Annotated in this window: 10 protein-coding genes, 3 rRNA genes and 1 pseudogene; 2 read left to right on the top strand and 12 right to left on the bottom strand. The window is 64.3% G+C overall.

Translation table 11 applies throughout. The features are described 5' to 3' along the window. Nucleotides 1–6 precede the first annotated feature (6 nt). The 7 genes and pseudogenes from ACZZ93_RS17885 to ACZZ93_RS17855 all read right to left on the bottom strand — a co-directional run bounded on the left by ACZZ93_RS17885 (nucleotide 7) and on the right by ACZZ93_RS17855 (nucleotide 7,425). Nucleotides 7–1,725 carry a CTP synthase gene (locus ACZZ93_RS17885; RefSeq protein ID WP_053096852.1) on the bottom strand — a complete coding sequence of 573 codons (1,719 nt, stop codon included), beginning with the start codon at nucleotides 1,723–1,725 and terminating at the stop codon, nucleotides 7–9. A 17-nt stretch (nucleotides 1,726–1,742) separates the two neighbouring features. Next, nucleotides 1,743–3,434 carry a DNA repair protein RecN gene (recN, locus tag ACZZ93_RS17880; protein WP_463511685.1) on the bottom strand — a complete coding sequence of 564 codons (1,692 nt, stop codon included), beginning with the start codon at nucleotides 3,432–3,434 and terminating at the stop codon, nucleotides 1,743–1,745. Further along, complete coding sequence (locus ACZZ93_RS17875; protein WP_463511684.1) at nucleotides 3,431–4,345, bottom strand: NAD kinase; 915 nt, start codon at nucleotides 4,343–4,345, stop codon at nucleotides 3,431–3,433. The genes recN and ACZZ93_RS17875 overlap by 4 nt, the downstream gene beginning before the upstream one ends. Then, on the bottom strand, nucleotides 4,342–5,139 hold the full coding sequence (locus ACZZ93_RS17870; RefSeq protein ID WP_053096856.1) for a TlyA family RNA methyltransferase: 798 nt from the start codon (nucleotides 5,137–5,139) through the stop codon (nucleotides 4,342–4,344). The genes ACZZ93_RS17875 and ACZZ93_RS17870 overlap by 4 nt, the downstream gene beginning before the upstream one ends. Next, nucleotides 5,136–5,312 (bottom strand): hypothetical protein, encoded by a 177-nt coding sequence (locus tag ACZZ93_RS17865; RefSeq protein ID WP_171821925.1) that lies wholly within the window; start codon nucleotides 5,310–5,312, stop codon nucleotides 5,136–5,138. The genes ACZZ93_RS17870 and ACZZ93_RS17865 overlap by 4 nt, the downstream gene beginning before the upstream one ends. Before the next feature lie 63 nt (nucleotides 5,313–5,375). Then, nucleotides 5,376–6,412: pseudogene (locus ACZZ93_RS17860) on the bottom strand (HAD-IIA family hydrolase). Continuing rightward, complete coding sequence (locus tag ACZZ93_RS17855) at nucleotides 6,412–7,425, bottom strand: hypothetical protein (RefSeq protein ID WP_463496533.1); 1,014 nt, start codon at nucleotides 7,423–7,425, stop codon at nucleotides 6,412–6,414. Before ACZZ93_RS17855 ends, ACZZ93_RS17860 begins: the two are co-directional and overlap by 1 nt. Here ACZZ93_RS17855 and ACZZ93_RS17850 point away from each other — a divergent pair. After that, nucleotides 7,366–8,475 carry a hypothetical protein gene (locus tag ACZZ93_RS17850; RefSeq protein ID WP_463511683.1) on the top strand — a complete coding sequence of 370 codons (1,110 nt, stop codon included), beginning with the start codon at nucleotides 7,366–7,368 and terminating at the stop codon, nucleotides 8,473–8,475. The genes ACZZ93_RS17855 and ACZZ93_RS17850 overlap by 60 nt on opposite strands. A 289-nt stretch (nucleotides 8,476–8,764) precedes the next feature. Here ACZZ93_RS17850 and rrf read toward each other — a convergent pair. The 3 genes from rrf to ACZZ93_RS17835 form a co-directional block, all read right to left on the bottom strand. Further along, nucleotides 8,765–8,882, bottom strand: a 5S ribosomal RNA gene (gene rrf / locus ACZZ93_RS17845). Between the two features lie 109 nt (nucleotides 8,883–8,991). Further along, nucleotides 8,992–12,096: ribosomal RNA gene (locus ACZZ93_RS17840) — 23S ribosomal RNA — on the bottom strand. Nucleotides 12,097–12,502: 406 nt separating this feature from the next. Then, nucleotides 12,503–14,026, bottom strand: a 16S ribosomal RNA gene (locus tag ACZZ93_RS17835). The 16S, 23S and 5S rRNA genes sit together here, the layout of an rRNA operon. Before the next feature lie 590 nt (nucleotides 14,027–14,616). On the opposite strand from ACZZ93_RS17835, the gene ACZZ93_RS17830 reads away from it, so the two are divergent. Continuing rightward, nucleotides 14,617–15,963, top strand: coding sequence for a CoA transferase (locus tag ACZZ93_RS17830; protein WP_463511682.1), 1,347 nt, complete (start codon nucleotides 14,617–14,619; stop codon nucleotides 15,961–15,963). Here the strand turns inward: ACZZ93_RS17830 and ACZZ93_RS17825 are convergent. Both ACZZ93_RS17825 and tyrS read right to left on the bottom strand, forming a co-directional pair. Beyond that, a complete protein-coding gene (locus ACZZ93_RS17825) occupies nucleotides 15,948–16,745 on the bottom strand; it encodes a DUF4184 family protein (RefSeq protein ID WP_463511681.1) in 798 nt (265 codons plus the stop codon). The genes ACZZ93_RS17830 and ACZZ93_RS17825 overlap by 16 nt on opposite strands. Before the next feature lie 94 nt (nucleotides 16,746–16,839). Beyond that, nucleotides 16,840–18,141 (bottom strand): tyrosine--tRNA ligase, encoded by a 1,302-nt coding sequence (gene tyrS / locus ACZZ93_RS17820; RefSeq protein WP_157557429.1) that lies wholly within the window; start codon nucleotides 18,139–18,141, stop codon nucleotides 16,840–16,842. Between the last annotated feature and the right edge of the window lie 10 nt (nucleotides 18,142–18,151).

Genomic DNA, 18,151 nt, shown 5'->3' with positions numbered 1-18,151 from the left:
CCACGCTCAGGCGACTGCTTCGCCGAACTCGGCATCGGCCTCGACGTCGAAGAGCTCGCTCGAGCGGTGACGCTCGATCGCAGCCCCGACCAGGCCACGGAACAGCGGGTGCGGGTCGGTCGGGCGCGAGCGGAGCTCCGGGTGCGCCTGGGTGGCGATGTAGTACGGGTGGACGTCCCGCGGGAGCTCGACGTACTCGACCAGGTCGAGCTCGGGGTTGAGACCCGAGAAGACCAGACCGGCCTCGGAGAGACGCGCACGGTAGGCGTTGTTGACCTCGTAGCGGTGGCGGTGACGCTCCGACGCCTCGGGGCCGCCGTACAGCTCGCTCGCCAGGGAGCCCTCCGCCAGCGCCGCCTTGTAGAGGCCGAGCCGCATCGTGCCACCCAGGTCTCCACCGTCGAGGATCTCGATCTGCTCCGCCATCGTGGCGATGACCGGCTCGGTCGTCTCGGGGTCGAACTCGCTCGACGACGCGCCCTCGATGCCGGCGACATCACGGGCGTATTCGATGACCATGCACTGGAGGCCGAGGCAGAGGCCGAGGGTCGGAATTCCCTGCTCGCGCGCGAACTTCAGCGCACCGAGCTTGCCCTCGATCCCACGGATGCCGAAGCCACCGGGAACGCAGATGCCGTCGAGTGCGGCGAGCTGCTCGCGGGCGCCCTCGGGGGTCTCGCAGCGGTCCGACGGGATCCAGCGGATGTTGACCTTGGTCTCCTGTGCGAAACCGCCGGCCTTCAGCGCTTCGGTCACCGAGAGGTAGGCGTCCGGCAGGTCGATGTACTTGCCGACCAGGCCGATGGTGACCTCATGCTTCGGGTTGTGCACGGCGTGGAGGACCTTGCTCCAGCGCGACCAGTCCACCTCGTCGGCAGCCTTCTGGTCGAGTCCGAGGCGGCGCACGATGTACGAGTCGAGCCCCTGGTCGTTGAGCGTCGAAGGGATGTCGTAGATGCTCGGCAGATCGACCGTGTTGATGACGCCCTCGGCGTCGACGTCGCACATGAGTGCGATCTTGTTGCGGTTGCTCTCGCTCACAGGCCGGTCGCTGCGGAGCACGAGGGCATCGGGCTGGATGCCGACCTGACGGAGGGCCGCCACCGAGTGCTGGGTCGGCTTCGTCTTCTGCTCACCGGATGCGCCCATGAACGGAACCAGCGAGACGTGCACGAAGAACACGCTGTCGCGTCCGAGCTCGTGACGCAGCTGACGAGCGGCCTCGAGGAACGGCTGCGACTCGATGTCGCCGACCGTTCCGCCGACCTCGGTGATGATCACGTCGGGGCGAGGATCCTCGGTCGCCTGCAGACGCATGCGGCGCTTGATCTCATCGGTGATGTGCGGGATGACCTGCACGGTGTCGCCGAGGTACTCGCCGCGACGCTCGCGGGCGATGACCTGCGAGTAGATCTGACCGGTCGTGACGTTCGCCGCCTGCGACAGGTTGATGTCGAGGAAGCGCTCGTAGTGGCCGATGTCGAGGTCGGTCTCGGCACCGTCATCCGTGACGAAGACCTCACCGTGCTGGAACGGGTTCATCGTGCCCGGATCGACGTTGAGATACGGGTCGAGCTTCTGCATCACGACGCGGAGTCCGCGTGCGGTGAGGAGGTTGCCGAGGCTTGCGGCAGTGAGCCCCTTACCCAAAGACGAAACGACACCACCCGTCACAAAGATGTGCTTGGTCGTGTCGTTCTTGGGCCCCGCAGAAGAAGAGTTCATCACGGGCTTCGATCCTATCAGGAGGTGAGGGCGCCGAGGCTGAGAAGTTCTCGGGCGTGGGTGATCGCGGCATCCGAATCGGTCAATCCGGACAGCAGTCGGGCCATCTCGGCCTCGCGCTCCTGGCCTTCGAGACGGCGGACACTCGATGCGGTGACTGCTCCGTCGTGGGATTTCACGACGGAGAGGTGGTTGTTGGCGAACGCGGCGACCTGAGCCAGATGGGTCACGGCGATCACCTGCGACTTCTCTGCGAGTCGGGCGAGTCGTCGGCCGACCTCGATCGCCGCCGCACCGCCGATGCCGGCATCGACCTCGTCGAAGACGAAGGTCGGCACGGGGTCGGTGCCGGCGATCACGACCTCGATGGCGAGCATCACGCGCGACAGCTCACCGCCGGATGCCCCCTTCGAGACGGAGCGGGGTTCGGCACCGGGGTGGGGCGCGAGCAGGATGGCGACGTCGTCGCGGCCGTGAGCGCTCTCCGCCCCGGGCGTGACCGCGACCTCGAGAGTCGCGTCCGGCATGGCGAGCTCGCGCAGCTCATCGCTCACGGCGACGCCCAGTCGTGCTGCGGCTGCGGTGCGCTTCGCGGTCAGTGCCTCGGCCCGGGAATCCAGCTCAGCGCGAGCGGCGTCCCGTTCGGCCTCGAGGCGTGCGAGCCGCTCGCCGTCGTCTTCGAGTTCGGCGAGCCGGGTCGATCCGGTCTGCCACAGCTCGAGCGCCTCGTCCAGCGAACCGTGCGCACGGATGAGCGTGCTCAGTGCCGCGCGCCGTTCTTCGACAGCCGCGAGCTCGTGCGGTCCCGATTCGTCGAGATCGGCGAGGTAGGCGGAGAGCTGTCCGGCGATGTCGGCGATCCGGTAGCCGATGTCGGCGAGGCCTGCGGATATCTCGGTGAGCGCGGCGTCGGAGACCCGTTCGAGCGCGCGACGCGCCTCGGCGATCAATGCGGATGCGTCGGGCTCGCCCTCTTCGTTCGAGAGCGCGCCGTGGGCGAGCGAGGCCGCGAGGCGCAGCTCCTCGGCGTTCGCCAGGCGCTCGGCCCGTGCCGACAGCTCGACGTCCTCGCCCGGTTCCGGGGCGGCAGCCTCGATGAGAGCAAGTGCCTCCCGAAGCCGGGAGGCCTCGTCGGCTCGGCGATCACGGTTCTCGGTGATGTCCGCGATCTCGGAATCCAGCTCGCGCCACCGGGTGAACGACGATGCGTAGGCGTCGAGCGCCCGGGCGATCGGCGCTCCTCCGAAGCGATCGAGCGCATCGCGCTGCGCAGCGGCAGAGCGCAGCCTGAGCTGCTCGGACTGACCGTGCACGACGACCAGCTCCTCGGCCAGGGCCGACAGCACACCCGCCGGCGCCGCGCGTCCTCCGACGCTCGCACGGCTGCGTCCCTCGGCGCTCAGCGTGCGTGAGACGTACAGCTCTGCGGCACCGGAACCGGCGGGTTCCAGCTCGCCCCCGGCGTCTGCCACGATGTCCGCGACGTCGCCGGTCTCGGGGACGATCCACACGCCCGCGACCGAGGCCTGGGTGGCACCGGCACGCACCGCTCCGGAATCGGCGCGCTGACCGAGCAGCAGGCCGAGGCCGGTCACGACCATCGTCTTGCCGGCACCGGTCTCACCTGTGATCGCGGTGAATCCGGGCCCGAGAGGCAGCACGGCGTCGGCGATCACGCCGAGTCCCTGCATCCGCATCTCCTCGATCATGAGGCTGCCCCCTGCCCGCGCCATCCCGCGACCGGCAACTGGAACTTGCGCACCAGACGATCGGTGAACGCGGTCGGGTGCAGACGCGCGAGGCGCACGGGGCGCGATGATCGCCGCACGACGACTCGGGCCCCCGGCGGCAGGTCGTGGAACCGTCGCCCGTCGCACCAGAGGATGCCAGCGCCGGACGTGCCTTCGAGCATCTCGATGGCCACAGCGGCGTCGGGGCTGACCACCAGCGGCTTGGCGAAGAGGGCGTGCGCCGAGAGCGGCACCACCGCGATGGCTTCGACGCTCGGCCAGATGACCGGACCGCCCGCGGAGAAGTTGTAGGCCGTGGACCCGGTCGGAGTGGACACGACCATTCCGTCGCATCCGAAGCTCGAGAGGGGGCGTCCGTCGATCTCGAGCACGACCTCGATCATGCGCTCCCGACTCGCCTTCTCGACCGTCGCCTCGTTGAGGGCGAACGTCTCGTAGACCACCTCGCCGTCGACGTCCTTGACCCGGACGGACAGCGCGAGACGCTCTTCGACCTCGTAGTCGCGGTCGATGACGCGGCGCATGGCGGCATCCATGTCATCGCGGTCGATCTCCGCGAGGAATCCGACGTGGCCCATGTTGATCCCGAGCACGGGAGCCGCGCAGCCGCGCACCAGCTCGGCGGCTCGCAGGATCGTGCCGTCGCCGCCCAGGACGATCGCGAGCTCGAGCTGCTCCTGCTGCACCGTCTCGCCGAGCACGTCGACATCCGCGAAGCGGGCATCGACGGCACGCAGGTCGAGGCTGTCGTCGGCGGCGAGCACGGGGCGCGCCCCCGCGCCACGCAGCGCATCGACCACGCGGAGGGCCGCTTCGACCGTGTCTTCCCTGCCGGCATGGGCGACGACCAGGATGTTGCGCTCGTTCATCGTCTCCCTGTCAGTTCGTTGATGCGGTCCGACCATTCTGACGGATCACTGCCGCGGCCCGGTGCGAGGTGCAGAAGGTATTCCGTGTTCCCGTGGGTCCCGAGAATCGGGGAGGACAGGATGCCGAGCATGCCGAGCCCCGCGTCCCAAGCGCTCCACGCCGTCCGCGCGACGGCGTCGGCGCGCGTGGCGGGATCTGTCACCAGTCCCCCGCGCACGGCCGTTCGACCGACCTCGAACTGGGGTTTGACCAGCAGCACGATGTCGGATCCCGCCGCTGCCACGCTCGCGACGGCCGGCAGGACGTGCTCGAGCGAGATGAACGAGAGGTCGCCCACGATGAGGTCGGGGGCTGCGTCCTCCCCGGTCACGTCCCTCAGGTTCTCTGGGGTCATGTATCGGACGTTGTACCCCTCGACGCGCACCACACCGGGATCGGATGCCACGGCAGCGGCCATCTGATCGTGTCCGACGTCGACGGCCAGCACACGGCGCGCTCCGCGCTCACGCAACACCTGGGTGAAGCCACCGGTGGAGGCGCCCATGTCGAGCGCCAGGCGCCCTTCGGCAGAGATGCCGAAGCCGTCGAGCGCGGCGACCAGCTTGTGCGCGCCGCGACCGACATAGTGGTCGGCACCCGCGACGGAGATCTCGGCCTCATCGCTGACAGGCGTCGACGCCTTCACGACCGGTCGGCCGTCGACGCTCACCAGACCGTCGGCGATCAGGGTTGCGGCGTGGGTGCGTGAGCGGGCGAGTCCTCGCGCGGCGAGGGCAGCGTCGAGTCGCGTCATCGGGCGCCCGGCGCATCGCGCTGATCGAGTCTCGCGCCGCTGTCGAGGCGGCGGGACAGCTCGTCATGCAGCCCGGAGTACGCGTCTGCTCTGGCAGCGAGAGGCTGCCCCTCGATCAGGCGCAGGCGACTCCACAGACCATCGGTCGGTGCGTTCGTCGTCTCTTCGCTCACGCTTCTACTGTACGCGGCAGGGCCGACACGTCGTCGGAGCCACGGCGAGGGCCCGGCTGCCCGTCAGGGCCGGTGGAAGGGGTCGTCGTAGAGGCGCTCAGGGACGCGAAGCACGAACACCGGTGTCCCGGAAGCCCAGATCGCGGCTGCTCCGGCGCGCAGCAGATCGATCTGCGCCTCGCCCTCGGCGATGATCTCGACATCCGCACCGGTGACGCGCACAGACGCGCCGTTGACCGAATAGACGCCGTCCTTGGACGTGAGCTCCGGGTACGGCTGGTGCAGTTCCCGCAGATCGCTCAGGATGTACGTCGGACGGGATCCTTCCGGTGCCGCGAGCACATGCTTCGGCCGGTCGATGCCCGTGAGCACCAGCGCGGAGTCGATACCCGCCCTCACCGCCCCGAGAATGTCGGTGTCGAGACGGTCGCCGATGAACAGCGGCTTCGTCGCGCCGAAGCGCGACGTGGCCTCCTCGAAGATCGGAGTCTCCGGTTTGCCTGCCACTGTCGCGAGCCGACCGATCGCCGTGTGCACGGCGGACACGAGCGTCCCGTTGCCCGGGGCGACGCCGCGTTCGCGCGGGATCGTCCAGTCGGTGTTGGTGGCGATCCACGGGATGCCGCCCTCATCTTCGGGGAGCTTCAGGGCGAACGCCGCTTCTGCCAGGTCCGTCCAGGCGACCTCAGGGGCGAAGCCCTGCACGACCGCATCCGGAGCGTCCTCTGCACTGCGAGTCACCGTGTACCCGGCCTTCTCGGCCTCGTCCACGAGCCCGGCTCCCCCGACGATCAGCAGCGTCGCCGGAGGGGCACGATCCCGGCGAGCAGCCGCATGGCGGCCTGCGGGCTGGTGATGACATCAGCCGGGGCGACGTCGAGACCCAGGCTGCTCAGGTGCTCGGCGACCGACGCGTCGGTGCGCGACGCGTTGTTCGTGATGTAACCGAGTCTCGCGGTCTCACCGGCCGCGTTGAGGCTCTCCACCGCGTAGGGCAGCGCGCCAGGGCCCGCATAGACGACGCCATCCAGGTCAGCGAGCACGGCGTCGACGCCGTCGAGCGGCGTGCGCAGCGCGGGCTTCTTGGAGAACAGCCCCACTACGCCTCCTCAGAGGGCTCGGATGCTGTGCGCTTCGCGTCGGCGTCGGCGGGGTCGCCGTCCTCGTCCTCGTCCTCGCCCTCGCCCTCGCCGAGAAGCTCACGCACCTCGTCGTCGATCGACGGTTCCGACTCGATATCGGACTCGGTGTCCGCCTCTTCAGCACCTGCAGCCGCCATGGTCTCGTCGGACTCGGCGGGCTCCAGGTCGGACTCAGAATCGTCAGAGCCAGAATCGTCGGACTCAGAGTCGGACCGGCCGTCTTCAGCATGGTCGTCATCGAAGTCACCTTCGATGAGACCGTCTTCGATGATGATCTCCTCATCACCGGCTTCGTCGACGCCCAGCGCTTCCGCAGCGACCTCGGCGCGATGCGCCCAGAACTCTGCCTCGTCGGTGCGCCCCAAGTCCTCGAGCACGGCGGCGCGCGCAGCGAAGAGTGCGGGGCTCCACTCGAATGCGCGGTCGGGGTCGAGCTCAGGGATCTCGAGTTCGCCGAGCGCGAGTTCGAGGTCGCCCTGATCCAGACGTGCACCCGACATGGCGATCGCCAGCGAGACACGGACGGGCGTGGTCAGAGCGGTCCGGTCGACAGCGCGACCGGTCTCGAGCGCACGGTCGGGGCGGCCGATGCCCCGCTCGCTGTCGACCATCAGGGCGATCTGATCGTCCTTGCCGGAGATGCGGCGGTACGTGCGCAGCTCACGCAGCGCAAGAGCGAAGTCCTCGGTCGCATAGGCGGTGATCCCGAGGGTCTCGCGGACGATCGCGATGCGGCCGGCACGGCGGGATGCTGCGAGAGCGTGCTCATGTGCGAGAGCGGGATCCTCGTCGATGAGACGCGACGCCATCGCGAGGTGACGAGCGACGAGGTCGGCGTTCTCCTTGCTCAGGGTCTTCAGCTCATTGCGCGCCGACGTGTGCAGGTCGCGGGCCGTGACGTCATCGGGGATGTGCGGGTCGTTGAAGCGAGGACGATCGCCCGCTGCCTGCACCGGACGCTCACGGTCCACTCCCCCACGCTGCGGGTACGAGCGCGACGAGTCGCGGTCCTGCCGCGGCGCGCGGTCATCGCGGTTGTAGCCACCCGTGCGGGGAGCACCACCGTCACGGCTGTCACGGTTGTAGCCGCCCGAGCGCGGTGCGCCACCGTCACGGTTGTCGCGGTTGTAGCCGCCGGTACGGGGGGCGCCACCGTCGCGACTGTCACGGTTGTAGCCACCCGAACGCGGAGAACCACCGTCGCGACTGTCGCGGTTGTACCCACCGGTACGGGGAGCGCCACCGTCACGGCTGTACCCACCGGTACGAGGTGCGCCACCGTCACGGCTGTCACGGTTGTACCCACCAGAACGCGGAGCGCCACCATCACGGTTGTCGCGGTTGTAGCCACCAGAACGCGGAGCGCCACCGTCACGGCTGTCACGGTTGTAACCGCCCGAACGCGGAGCGCCACCATCACGGTTGTCGCGGTTGTACCCACCGGTACGGGGAGCACCACCGTCACGGCTGTCGCGGTTGTACCCACCAGTGCGAGGAGCACCACCGTCACGGCTGTCACGGTTGTACCCACCAGTGCGAGGAGCACCACCGTCACGGCTGTCACGGCTGTACCCACCAGTGCGAGGAGCACCACCATCGCGATTGTCACGGCTGTACCCACCAGAACGCGGAGCACCACCATCACGGCTGTCACGGTTGTACCCACCGGTACGGGGAGCACCACCATCACGGCTGTAGCCGCCCGAACGGGGTGCGCCACCATCACGGCTGTCACGGTTGTAACCGCCCGAACGCGGAGCGCCGCCGTCACGAATGTCACGGTTGTAACCGCCGGAACGCGGAGCGCCGCCGTCACGGTTATCACGGTTGTACCCACCAGTGCGCGGGGCACCCCCATCGCGGTTATAGCCGCCCGAACGGGGAGCGCCACCATCACGGTTATAGCCGCCCGAACGGGGAGCGCCACCATCACGGTTATCGCGGTTGTACCCACCAGAATGGGGGGCACCACCATCGCGGTTGTACCCACCAGAACGGGGGCACCACCATCGCGGCTGTAGCCGCCGGAACGGGGAGCGCCACCATCGCGGTTGTCGCGGTTGTACCCACCAGAACGGGGGCTCCTCCGTCACGACTGTAACCGCCCTCGCGGCGGGGTGCGTCGTCGCGACGCGGACCGCTGCTGCGATTCTGTTCCGAGCGTCCTCCGGAAGGTCGGTTACTGCGCGATCCCTGGTCGTTGTTGCGACGCGGACGGCGCTCTTCCTCTTCCGGCATGATGCTCCCTGTTCTAGATGTTGTTAACGCAAAATGGCCACCCAACGATGGGTGGCCATTTGCTTAAAAGAAGTCCGGCGGTGTCCTACTCTCCCACAGGGTCCCCCCTGCAGTACCATCGGCGCTGTGAGGCTTAGCTTCCGGGTTCGGAATGTAAACCGGGCGTTTCCCTCACGCTATGGCCGCCGAAACACTATTGATGTTTCAATCAAACCTATAGACAAATCATTGTTGTCTGTAGGGTTCTCGACCGTACATCGAGAACCACTCAGTGGACGCGTAGCACCAACAAACGGTGTGTTATCAAGTCATCGGCTTATTAGTACCAGTCAGCTGCATGCATTACTGCACTTCCACATCTGGCCTATCAACCCAGTAGTCTGGCTGGGAGCCTCTCACCCGAAGGTATGGAAATCTCATCTTGAGGCCGGCTTCCCGCTTAGATGCTTTCAGCGGTTATCCATCCCGAACGTAGCTAATCAGCGGTGCTCCTGGCGGAACAACTGACACACCAGAGGTTCGTCCAACCCGGTCCTCTCGTACTAGGGTCAGATCCTCTCAAATTTCCTACGCGCGCAGCGGATAGGGACCGAACTGTCTCACGACGTTCTAAACCCAGCTCGCGTACCGCTTTAATGGGCGAACAGCCCAACCCTTGGGACCTACTCCAGCCCCAGGATGCGACGAGCCGACATCGAGGTGCCAAACCATGCCGTCGATATGGACTCTTGGGCAAGATCAGCCTGTTATCCCCGAGGTACCTTTTATCCGTTGAGCGACAGCGCTTCCACAAGCCACTGCCGGATCACTAGTCCCGACTTTCGTCCCTGCTCGACCTGTCAGTCTCACAGTCAAGCTCCCTTGTGCACTTACACTCGACACCTGATTGCCAACCAGGTTGAGGGAACCTTTGGGCGCCTCCGTTACTTTTTGGGAGGCAACCGCCCCAGTTAAACTACCCACCAGGCACTGTCCCTGAACCGGATTACGGTTCGAAGTTAGATATCCAGAGTGACCAGAGTGGTATTTCAACAATGACTCCACATGAACTGGCGTCCATGCTTCACAGTCTCCCACCTATCCTACACAAGCCACACCGAACACCAATACCAAGCTGTAGTAAAGGTCACGGGGTCTTTCCGTCCTGCTGCGCGTAACGAGCATCTTTACTCGTAATGCAATTTCGCCGAGTTCGCGGTTGAGACAGTTGGGAAGTCGTTACGCCATTCGTGCAGGTCGGAACTTACCCGACAAGGAATTTCGCTACCTTAGGATGGTTATAGTTACCACCGCCGTTTACTGGGGCTTAAATTCTCAGCTTCGCCTTGCGGCTAACCGGTCCTCTTAACCTTCCAGCACCGGGCAGGCGTCAGTCCGTATACATCGTCTTGCGACTTGGCACGGACCTGTGTTTTTAGTAAACAGTCGCTACCCACTAGTCTCTGCGGCCTCCAAACGCTTTCGGAGCAAGTCCTAATACGTCGAAGGCCCCCCTTCTCCCGAAGTTACGGGGGCATTTTGCCGAGTTCCTTAACCACGATTCTCTCGATCTCCTTGGTATTCTCTACCTGACCACCTGAGTCGGTTTGGGGTACGGGCGGCTAGAACCTCGCGTCGATGCTTTTCTTGGCAGCATAGGATCATCCACTTTTTATCCGCATCGTGTCTCAGCCTATGTGAGAGACGGATTTGCCTATCTCTCGGCCTACGCACTTGCACCAGGACAACCATCGCCTGGCTTGGACTACCTTCCTGCGTCACACCTGTTAATACGCTAACCGCACCAGAATGGGGTCGTGCGCTAGGCCCAACGCGTCACCCCGAAGGGATCAGTCACTGGGATTCAGACACTTAGCACTACTGGATTAGCTTGGGCGGTTCTTCGCCGGTACGGGAATATCAACCCGTTGTCCATCGACTACGCCTGTCGGCCTCGCCTTAGGTCCCGACTTACCCAGGGAAGATTAGCTTGACCCTGGAACCCTTGGTCTTTCGGAGGACGTGTTTCTCACACGTCTTTCGCTACTCATGCCTGCATTCTCACTCGTGTAGCCTCCACGGCTGGTTTACACCGCCGCTTCGCTGGCCACACGACGCTCTCCTACCCATCAACACGGCTGGACCACGAAGGCCTACCAATAATGTCAATGCCACAACTTCGGTGGCGTGCTTGAGCCCCGTTACATTGTCGGCGCGGAATCACTTGACCAGTGAGCTATTACGCACTCTTTCAAGGGTGGCTGCTTCTAAGCCAACCTCCTGGTTGTCAAGGCAACTCCACATCCTTTCCCACTTAGCACGCGCTTTGGGACCTTAGTTGGTGGTCTGGGTTGTTTCCCTCTCGACTATGAAGCTTATCCCCCACAGTCTCACTGCTGCGCTCTCACTTACCGGCATTCGGAGTTTGGCTGACGTCAGTAACCTTGTAGGGCCCATCGGCCATCCAGTAGCTCTACCTCCGGCAAGAAACACGCAACGCTGCACCTAAATGCATTTCGGAGAGAACCAGCTATCACGAAGTTTGATTGGCCTTTCACCCCTATCCACAGCTCATCCCCTCAGTTTTCAACCTAAGTGGGTTCGGTCCTCCACGACGTCTTACCGTCGCTTCAACCTGGCCATGGATAGATCACTTCGCTTCGGGTCTAGGACATGCGACTGAATCGCCCTATTCAGACTCGCTTTCGCTACGGCTACCCCTCAACGGGTTAACCTCGCCACATATCGCTAACTCGCAGGCTCATTCTTCAAAAGGCACGCTGTCACAGCTACTAAGGCTGCTCCAACGGTTTGTAAGCAAACGGTTTCAGGTACTATTTCACTCCCCTCCCGGGGTACTTTTCACCTTTCCCTCACGGTACTTGTCCGCTATCGGTCATCTGGGAGTATTTAGGCTTATCAGGTGGTCCTGACAGATTCACACGGGATTTCACGGGCCCCGTGCTACTTGGGATACTCTTCGCGCCACGGTTGGCATTTCGACTACGGGGTTGGCACCCTCTATGACCGGCCTTTCAAGACCGTTCGTCTATACCATCGTGTAACGCCGCCATCTCGGCAGAGATGACTGAAAAGTCCCACAACCCCCAACGTGCAACGCCTGCCGGCTATCACACACGCTAGGTTTAGCCTGTTCCGGTTTCGCTCGCCACTACTAACGGAATCGCGGTTGCTTTCTCTTCCTGTGGGTACTGAGATGTTTCACTTCCCCACGTTCCCTCTACCCGCCCTATATATTCAGGCGGGAGTCACTAGGTCGGCACGCCGCCCAGCGGGGTTTCCCCATTCGGACACCCTCGGATCAAAACTTGCTTATCAGTTCCCCGAGGCTTATCGCAGATTGCTACGTCCTTCTTCGGCTCCAGATGCCAAGGCATCCACCGTTTGCTCTTAAAGACTTGAAATCACATGAGTTTGAATCAGAATCGACACCAGACCCGAAGGCCTGGCATGAAATTGACTAATGATCTTTAAGATCATCTTGTGCAACCGACCGAAGCCGGCTGCAAGATGCTCGCGTCCACTGTGTAGTTCTCAAAGTACGGGCGGTACCCCTTCTCGCCACCCCCACAGGGGAAACAACAAGAGGCCCAGAGGTACAGAAACGATCCGAAGATCGCATCCGGTCCCTCAGGACCCAACAGCGTGCAAGTGCGACATCCGAAACCCTCCCCGTTCCCACCGCAAGCGGTGTACTAAGCGAGAGCTTCTTCCTTCGCACCATGTCAAATGTTCCACCCATGAGCTCCCAGCGAAGAACGAACGTCTTCGATCTGGGTTCTGGACTCCGAAGAGTCAGATGCTCCTTAGAAAGGAGGTGATCCAGCCGCACCTTCCGGTACGGCTACCTTGTTACGACTTAGTCCTAATTACCGATCCCACCTTCGACGGCTCCCTCCACAAGGGTTAGGCCACCGGCTTCAGGTGTTACCGACTTTCATGACTTGACGGGCGGTGTGTACAAGACCCGGGAACGTATTCACCGCAGCGTTGCTGATCTGCGATTACTAGCGACTCCGACTTCATGAGGTCGAGTTGCAGACCTCAATCCGAACTGGGACCGGCTTTTGGGATTCGCTCCACCTCGCGGTATTGCAGCCCTTTGTACCGGCCATTGTAGCATGCGTGAAGCCCAAGACATAAGGGGCATGATGATTTGACGTCATCCCCACCTTCCTCCGAGTTGACCCCGGCAGTATCCCATGAGTTCCCACCATTACGTGCTGGCAACATAGAACGAGGGTTGCGCTCGTTGCGGGACTTAACCCAACATCTCACGACACGAGCTGACGACAACCATGCACCACCTGTTTACGAGTGTCCAAAGAGTTGACCATTTCTGGCCCGTTCTCGTATATGTCAAGCCTTGGTAAGGTTCTTCGCGTTGCATCGAATTAATCCGCATGCTCCGCCGCTTGTGCGGGTCCCCGTCAATTCCTTTGAGTTTTAGCCTTGCGGCCGTACTCCCCAGGCGGGGAACTTAATGCGTTAGCTGCGTCACGGAATCCGTGGAATGGACCCCACAACTAGTTCCCAACGTTTACGGGGTGGACTACCAGGGTATCTAAGCCTGTTTGCTCCCCACCCTTTCGCTCCTCAGCGTCAGTTACGGCCCAGAGATCTGCCTTCGCCATCGGTGTTCCTCCTGATATCTGCGCATTCCACCGCTACACCAGGAATTCCAATCTCCCCTACCGCACTCTAGTCTGCCCGTACCCACTGCAGGCCGGAGGTTGAGCCTCCGGATTTCACAGCAGACGCGACAAACCGCCTACGAGCTCTTTACGCCCAATAATTCCGGATAACGCTTGCGCCCTACGTATTACCGCGGCTGCTGGCACGTAGTTAGCCGGCGCTTTTTCTGCAGGTACCGTCACTTTCGCTTCTTCCCTGCTAAAAGAGGTTTACAACCCGAAGGCCGTCATCCCTCACGCGGCGTTGCTGCATCAGGCTTGCGCCCATTGTGCAATATTCCCCACTGCTGCCTCCCGTAGGAGTCTGGGCCGTGTCTCAGTCCCAGTGTGGCCGGTCACCCTCTCAGGCCGGCTACCCGTCGACGCCTTGGTGAGCCATTACCTCACCAACAAGCTGATAGGCCGCGAGCCCATCCCCAACCAATAAATCTTTCCAGTAACTGACCATGCGGTCGCTACTCGTATCCAGTATTAGACGCCGTTTCCAGCGCTTATCCCAGAGTCAGGGGCAGGTTGCTCACGTGTTACTCACCCGTTCGCCACTGATCCCACAGAGCAAGCTCCGTGTTCACCGTTCGACTTGCATGTGTTAAGCACGCCGCCAGCGTTCATCCTGAGCCAGGATCAAACTCTCCGTAAAAAGAAATGCATACGACACCGGGAAAACGGTGACGCAGCGAGTTTGATGCTGACCAAAGAGACAAATCATTGCTGACTTTATCCGTTGCCAACCCCACAAGGAGGTTGGTCTTTGATCCAAAGGAATCTCATCCAGCCGAAGCTGAATCGAGGTTATTTGGCATTTGACAAGTGCACGCTGTTGAGTTCTCAAGGATCGGATGCTCCCACGACCCAGTCATCACAACCAGGCCCGAAGGGCAACTTCTCTATCTTAGCCATCCCGTCCCGCTTGTCAAATCAGCGCGCCGCGCGGATCTTGGATCCGCTGCGCAGCTCTTGACAGCCGCAGATGGGGTGGATCTCCCATCCTAGACGCAGGCGTCTGTTCTCACAAGTGAGTGGATCGGGAGGTGGTTCTCCGCTTGAGGGGGTGAAGCTCTCGGCTCCTCCGCTTCCCTGTGGGGCGAACAAGTAATAAGTTACGTGGGTTCTGGTGTTCTGGCAAATCGGGCCACCACCCCCGGGCGTGTCGCTGCACCAGGTGGCAACACTTTTCCCAGTCCAGCAACGGTATTCCGCCGAGATCGCCGCCACGAGTACGATCGCAGCGTGACCCAGCTGCCGAATCGCGCCCCCTCCGCTGCTCTGTTGGACCGCGTGTGGTCCGCCCTCGGGCTCGCGCCGGTGGAGGTCGATTCCGGCGCCCCCTTCGTTCACGCCGTGCCTCTCGAGTCGCGCCTCGCGACGGCGGATCTGGCCTGGGCGAGCGTTCGGGCCGTGTGTCTGGCGGCCGGCGTCGACTCCCTCCCCGACCCCGATCGCATCGCCGTCGCGTACCGGAGCGATCGGGTGCTCACCGTCGACGGACGCGCCCCCGATGTCTGGTCCCCGTACTCGGGATTCTTCCGGGCGTCCGACGGGTGGATCCGCACCCATGGCAACTACCCCCACCACGCGATGCGCCTTCTGACCGGTCTCGGGCTCGGAATCGACGCAGCGGGCGACGACGTCAGAGCGGCCATCCTGACTCAGTCGGCCGCCGACGCTGTCGATCGGATCGTCGATGCGGGCGGACTCGCCGTGCCCGTGCTGCCGGAGAACCCCATCCACGACGCTCAGCTGCGGTCCGCTCCCCTGCTCCAGGTCGATCGGATGCCCTCCCCGAGCGGCGAGGAGCCGCGCCGGCGAGACGGCGACGATCGTCGTGCACCACTCACCGGCATCCGCGTGCTCGATCTCACCCGGGTGATCGCCGGTCCCGTCTGCACCCGCACGCTCGCACTGCTGGGAGCAGACGTGCTGCGCGTCGATCCCCCGCAGCTGCCCGAGCCCGAGTGGCAGCACTTCGACACCGGTCACGGGAAGCGATCGACGCTGCTCGACGCCGGAACCGAGCGTTTCGACCAGCTGCTCGCCGAGGCTGACGTCGTCGTCCTCGGGTACCGACCGGCAGCCCTCGCGCGACTCGGCCTCTCCGCATCCGCCCTGATCGAGCGGCACCCGAGTCTGGTGATCGCGGAGCTCAGTGCGTGGGGCGACGACCACCCCTCTCGCGCAGGGTTCGACAGTCTGGTGCAAGCGGAGTCCGGGATCGCCATGATCGAGACGCCGGACGGCGACCGCCCGGGGGTCCTCCCCGCGCAGGCCCTCGATCACAGTGCCGGGTACCTGCTCGCAGCCTCGATCATCTCGCTGCTCGAGCGGCGCCGTCGAGAAGGTGGTGGCTGGGTGGTGCGCACGTCGCTGCGTCGAGTGGCCGCCGAGCTTCTCGGGATGCCACGGTCCTCGGGATCGCGATCGGTACCGACGTCGGAGCGGGAACGGGTGCTGGACCTCGCCGCCCACACCGCGACGTTCGACGTCGCAGGGCAGACGATCACCACGGCGCGATCGGCGCTTCCCGGCCTCGACCTCGCCGCCCCCCATCGCTGGGGATCCGATCAGCCCCGCTGGTGAATGCGCCGGAACACCGGCAGCGACAGACAGAGCACGAGAGTGAGCACGCCCCACAGAGCGCACGCCGGCGGCAGCATCCGGTAGGCCAGATGCTGGTAGGTGAACTCCTCGGTGAACGGCCCGTAGCCGGCGTAGCCGAGGGCCCACGCCGTGATCAGCACCACGGGAAGTGACAGCCACCAGGCGATTCGGACGCCCGAAGGCAGCACGCGGTCGACTCGTTCGAGGGGAACAGCGCGGTTCACCCGGAGAATCCCCCAGATCCCGATGACGAGCAGGCCGATCACGCTCGAGCCGTACTGCAGCCACTTGTATCCGGTGAACGGCCCCCACACATCGTCGAGCGCGGGAAGCACATCGACGCCCCAACGCCCCTCGTGCGTGAAGAGATCCCAGACGATGTGCGACAGCACTCCCAGCACCAGCGATGCCGCGAGCATCGCCGGGTACAGCCGATCTCGAGCACCGACGCCGACGGCGGCTCGGGCCGCTTCGACGCCGGACTGCGACCAGTCGGCAGGGACCCGGCGAGCCAGCCAGAGCGGAGAGAGCTCACCGACGGCCGGACGCAGCACGACGCGCCACAGCAGGAACAGCACGAAAGCGACCAGCGCGGTCCACACGACGTTGCCGAATGAGTGGGTGAACGAGTACGAGAGGCCGACCCCGCGGATGAACAGCGGAAGGTCGGGCGTCATGGCGCCGATCGCGATCGCGGCGGGCACGAGCGGCGTGCGGATGAACGGGAGGGCGACCACTGCATGACTCGGCGTGAACGGCATCGGCAGGCTCCTGTCGAGTGTGAACGGTGGAAGCGTGACGGCGGCCGTCCGAGGACTCTCAGACGACCGCCGTCAGGCGATCAGGGTCGGACGTTCACGCGAGGAAGACACCTGCGAGGGTCTTCTTGCCGCGGCGGAGCACGGACACCCCACCGGGCAGAGACCCCTTGACGGTGGCTGCATCGTCTTCCACACGCGATCCGTCGAGCGACACTCCACCCTGGCTGATCGCGCGTCGCGCTTCGGACGAGCTGGAGACCAATCCCGTGGCGACGAGCGCATCGACCACCGATGACCCGGAATCGACCGTCGCGTTCGGCAGCTCTTCGAGCGCCGTGCGCAACGTCGACGCGTCGAGAGCAGTCAGGTCGCCCTGTCCGAACAGGGCCTCGGATGCCGCGATCACCGCAGCGGCCGCATCGATGCCGTGCACGGTGGCGACGACCTCGAGCGCGAGACGCTTCTGTGCGGCGCGACGGAAGGGCTCGGACTCGACCAGCGCCTCGTACTCCTCGATCTCCGCCCGGGTGAGGAAGGTGAAGACCTTCAGCCTGCCGATCACGTCGGCATCCGCGGTGCTCAGCCAGAACTGGTACATCCGGTACGGACTGCACATCTCGGGGTCGAGCCAGATGGCGTTCCCCTCGCTCTTGCCGAACTTGGTCCCGTCGCTGTTCGTGATCAGCGGTGTGCCGATCGCGTGCGCCGACGCACCCTCGGCACGACGGATGAGGTCGGTGCCGCTGGTCAGGTTCCCCCATTGGTCGGAGCCGCCGGTCTGCAGGACGCAGTCGTACTGACGGTAGAGCTCGAGGAAGTCCATCCCCTGCAGGATCTGGTAGCTGAACTCCGTGTAGCTGATGCCCTCGTCGGAGTTCAGTCGCGCGGCGACCGCATCCTTCTTGAGCATGGTCCCGACGCGGTAGTGCTTGCCGATCTCCCGCAGGAAGTCGATCGCCGACAGCGGCGCCGTCCAATCGAGATTGTTGACGATGCGGGCGGCGTTCTCGCCCTCGAAGCTCAGGTAGCGCTCGACCTGCGTCCGCAGGCGTCCGACCCACTCCTCGACGGTCTCGCGAGTGTTGAGCGTGCGCTCGGCCGTGGGGCGCGGGTCGCCGATCAGACCGGTGGAGCCGCCGACGAGACCGAGCGGCTTGTGGCCGGCGAGCTGGATGCGACGCAACGTCAGCAGCTGCACCAGGTTGCCCAGATGCAGGCTGGGAGCAGTCGGATCGAAGCCGCAGTAATACGTGATCGGGTCCCCGGCGAGAAGGGCGCGCAGCGCCTCCTGGTCAGTGGACACGTGGACGAGGCCGCGCCACAGCAGTTCGTCCCACACGTTCTCGAACGTGGGGTCGATCGCCGGCGGGGCGGTCGTCAGAGCGGTATTCGACACGCGCCCCAGG

Source organism: Microbacterium sp. AC026 (assembly GCF_979258475.1).
Note: the sequence above shows the minus strand (reverse complement) of the source record. Positions and strands in the feature narration are given on the sequence as shown.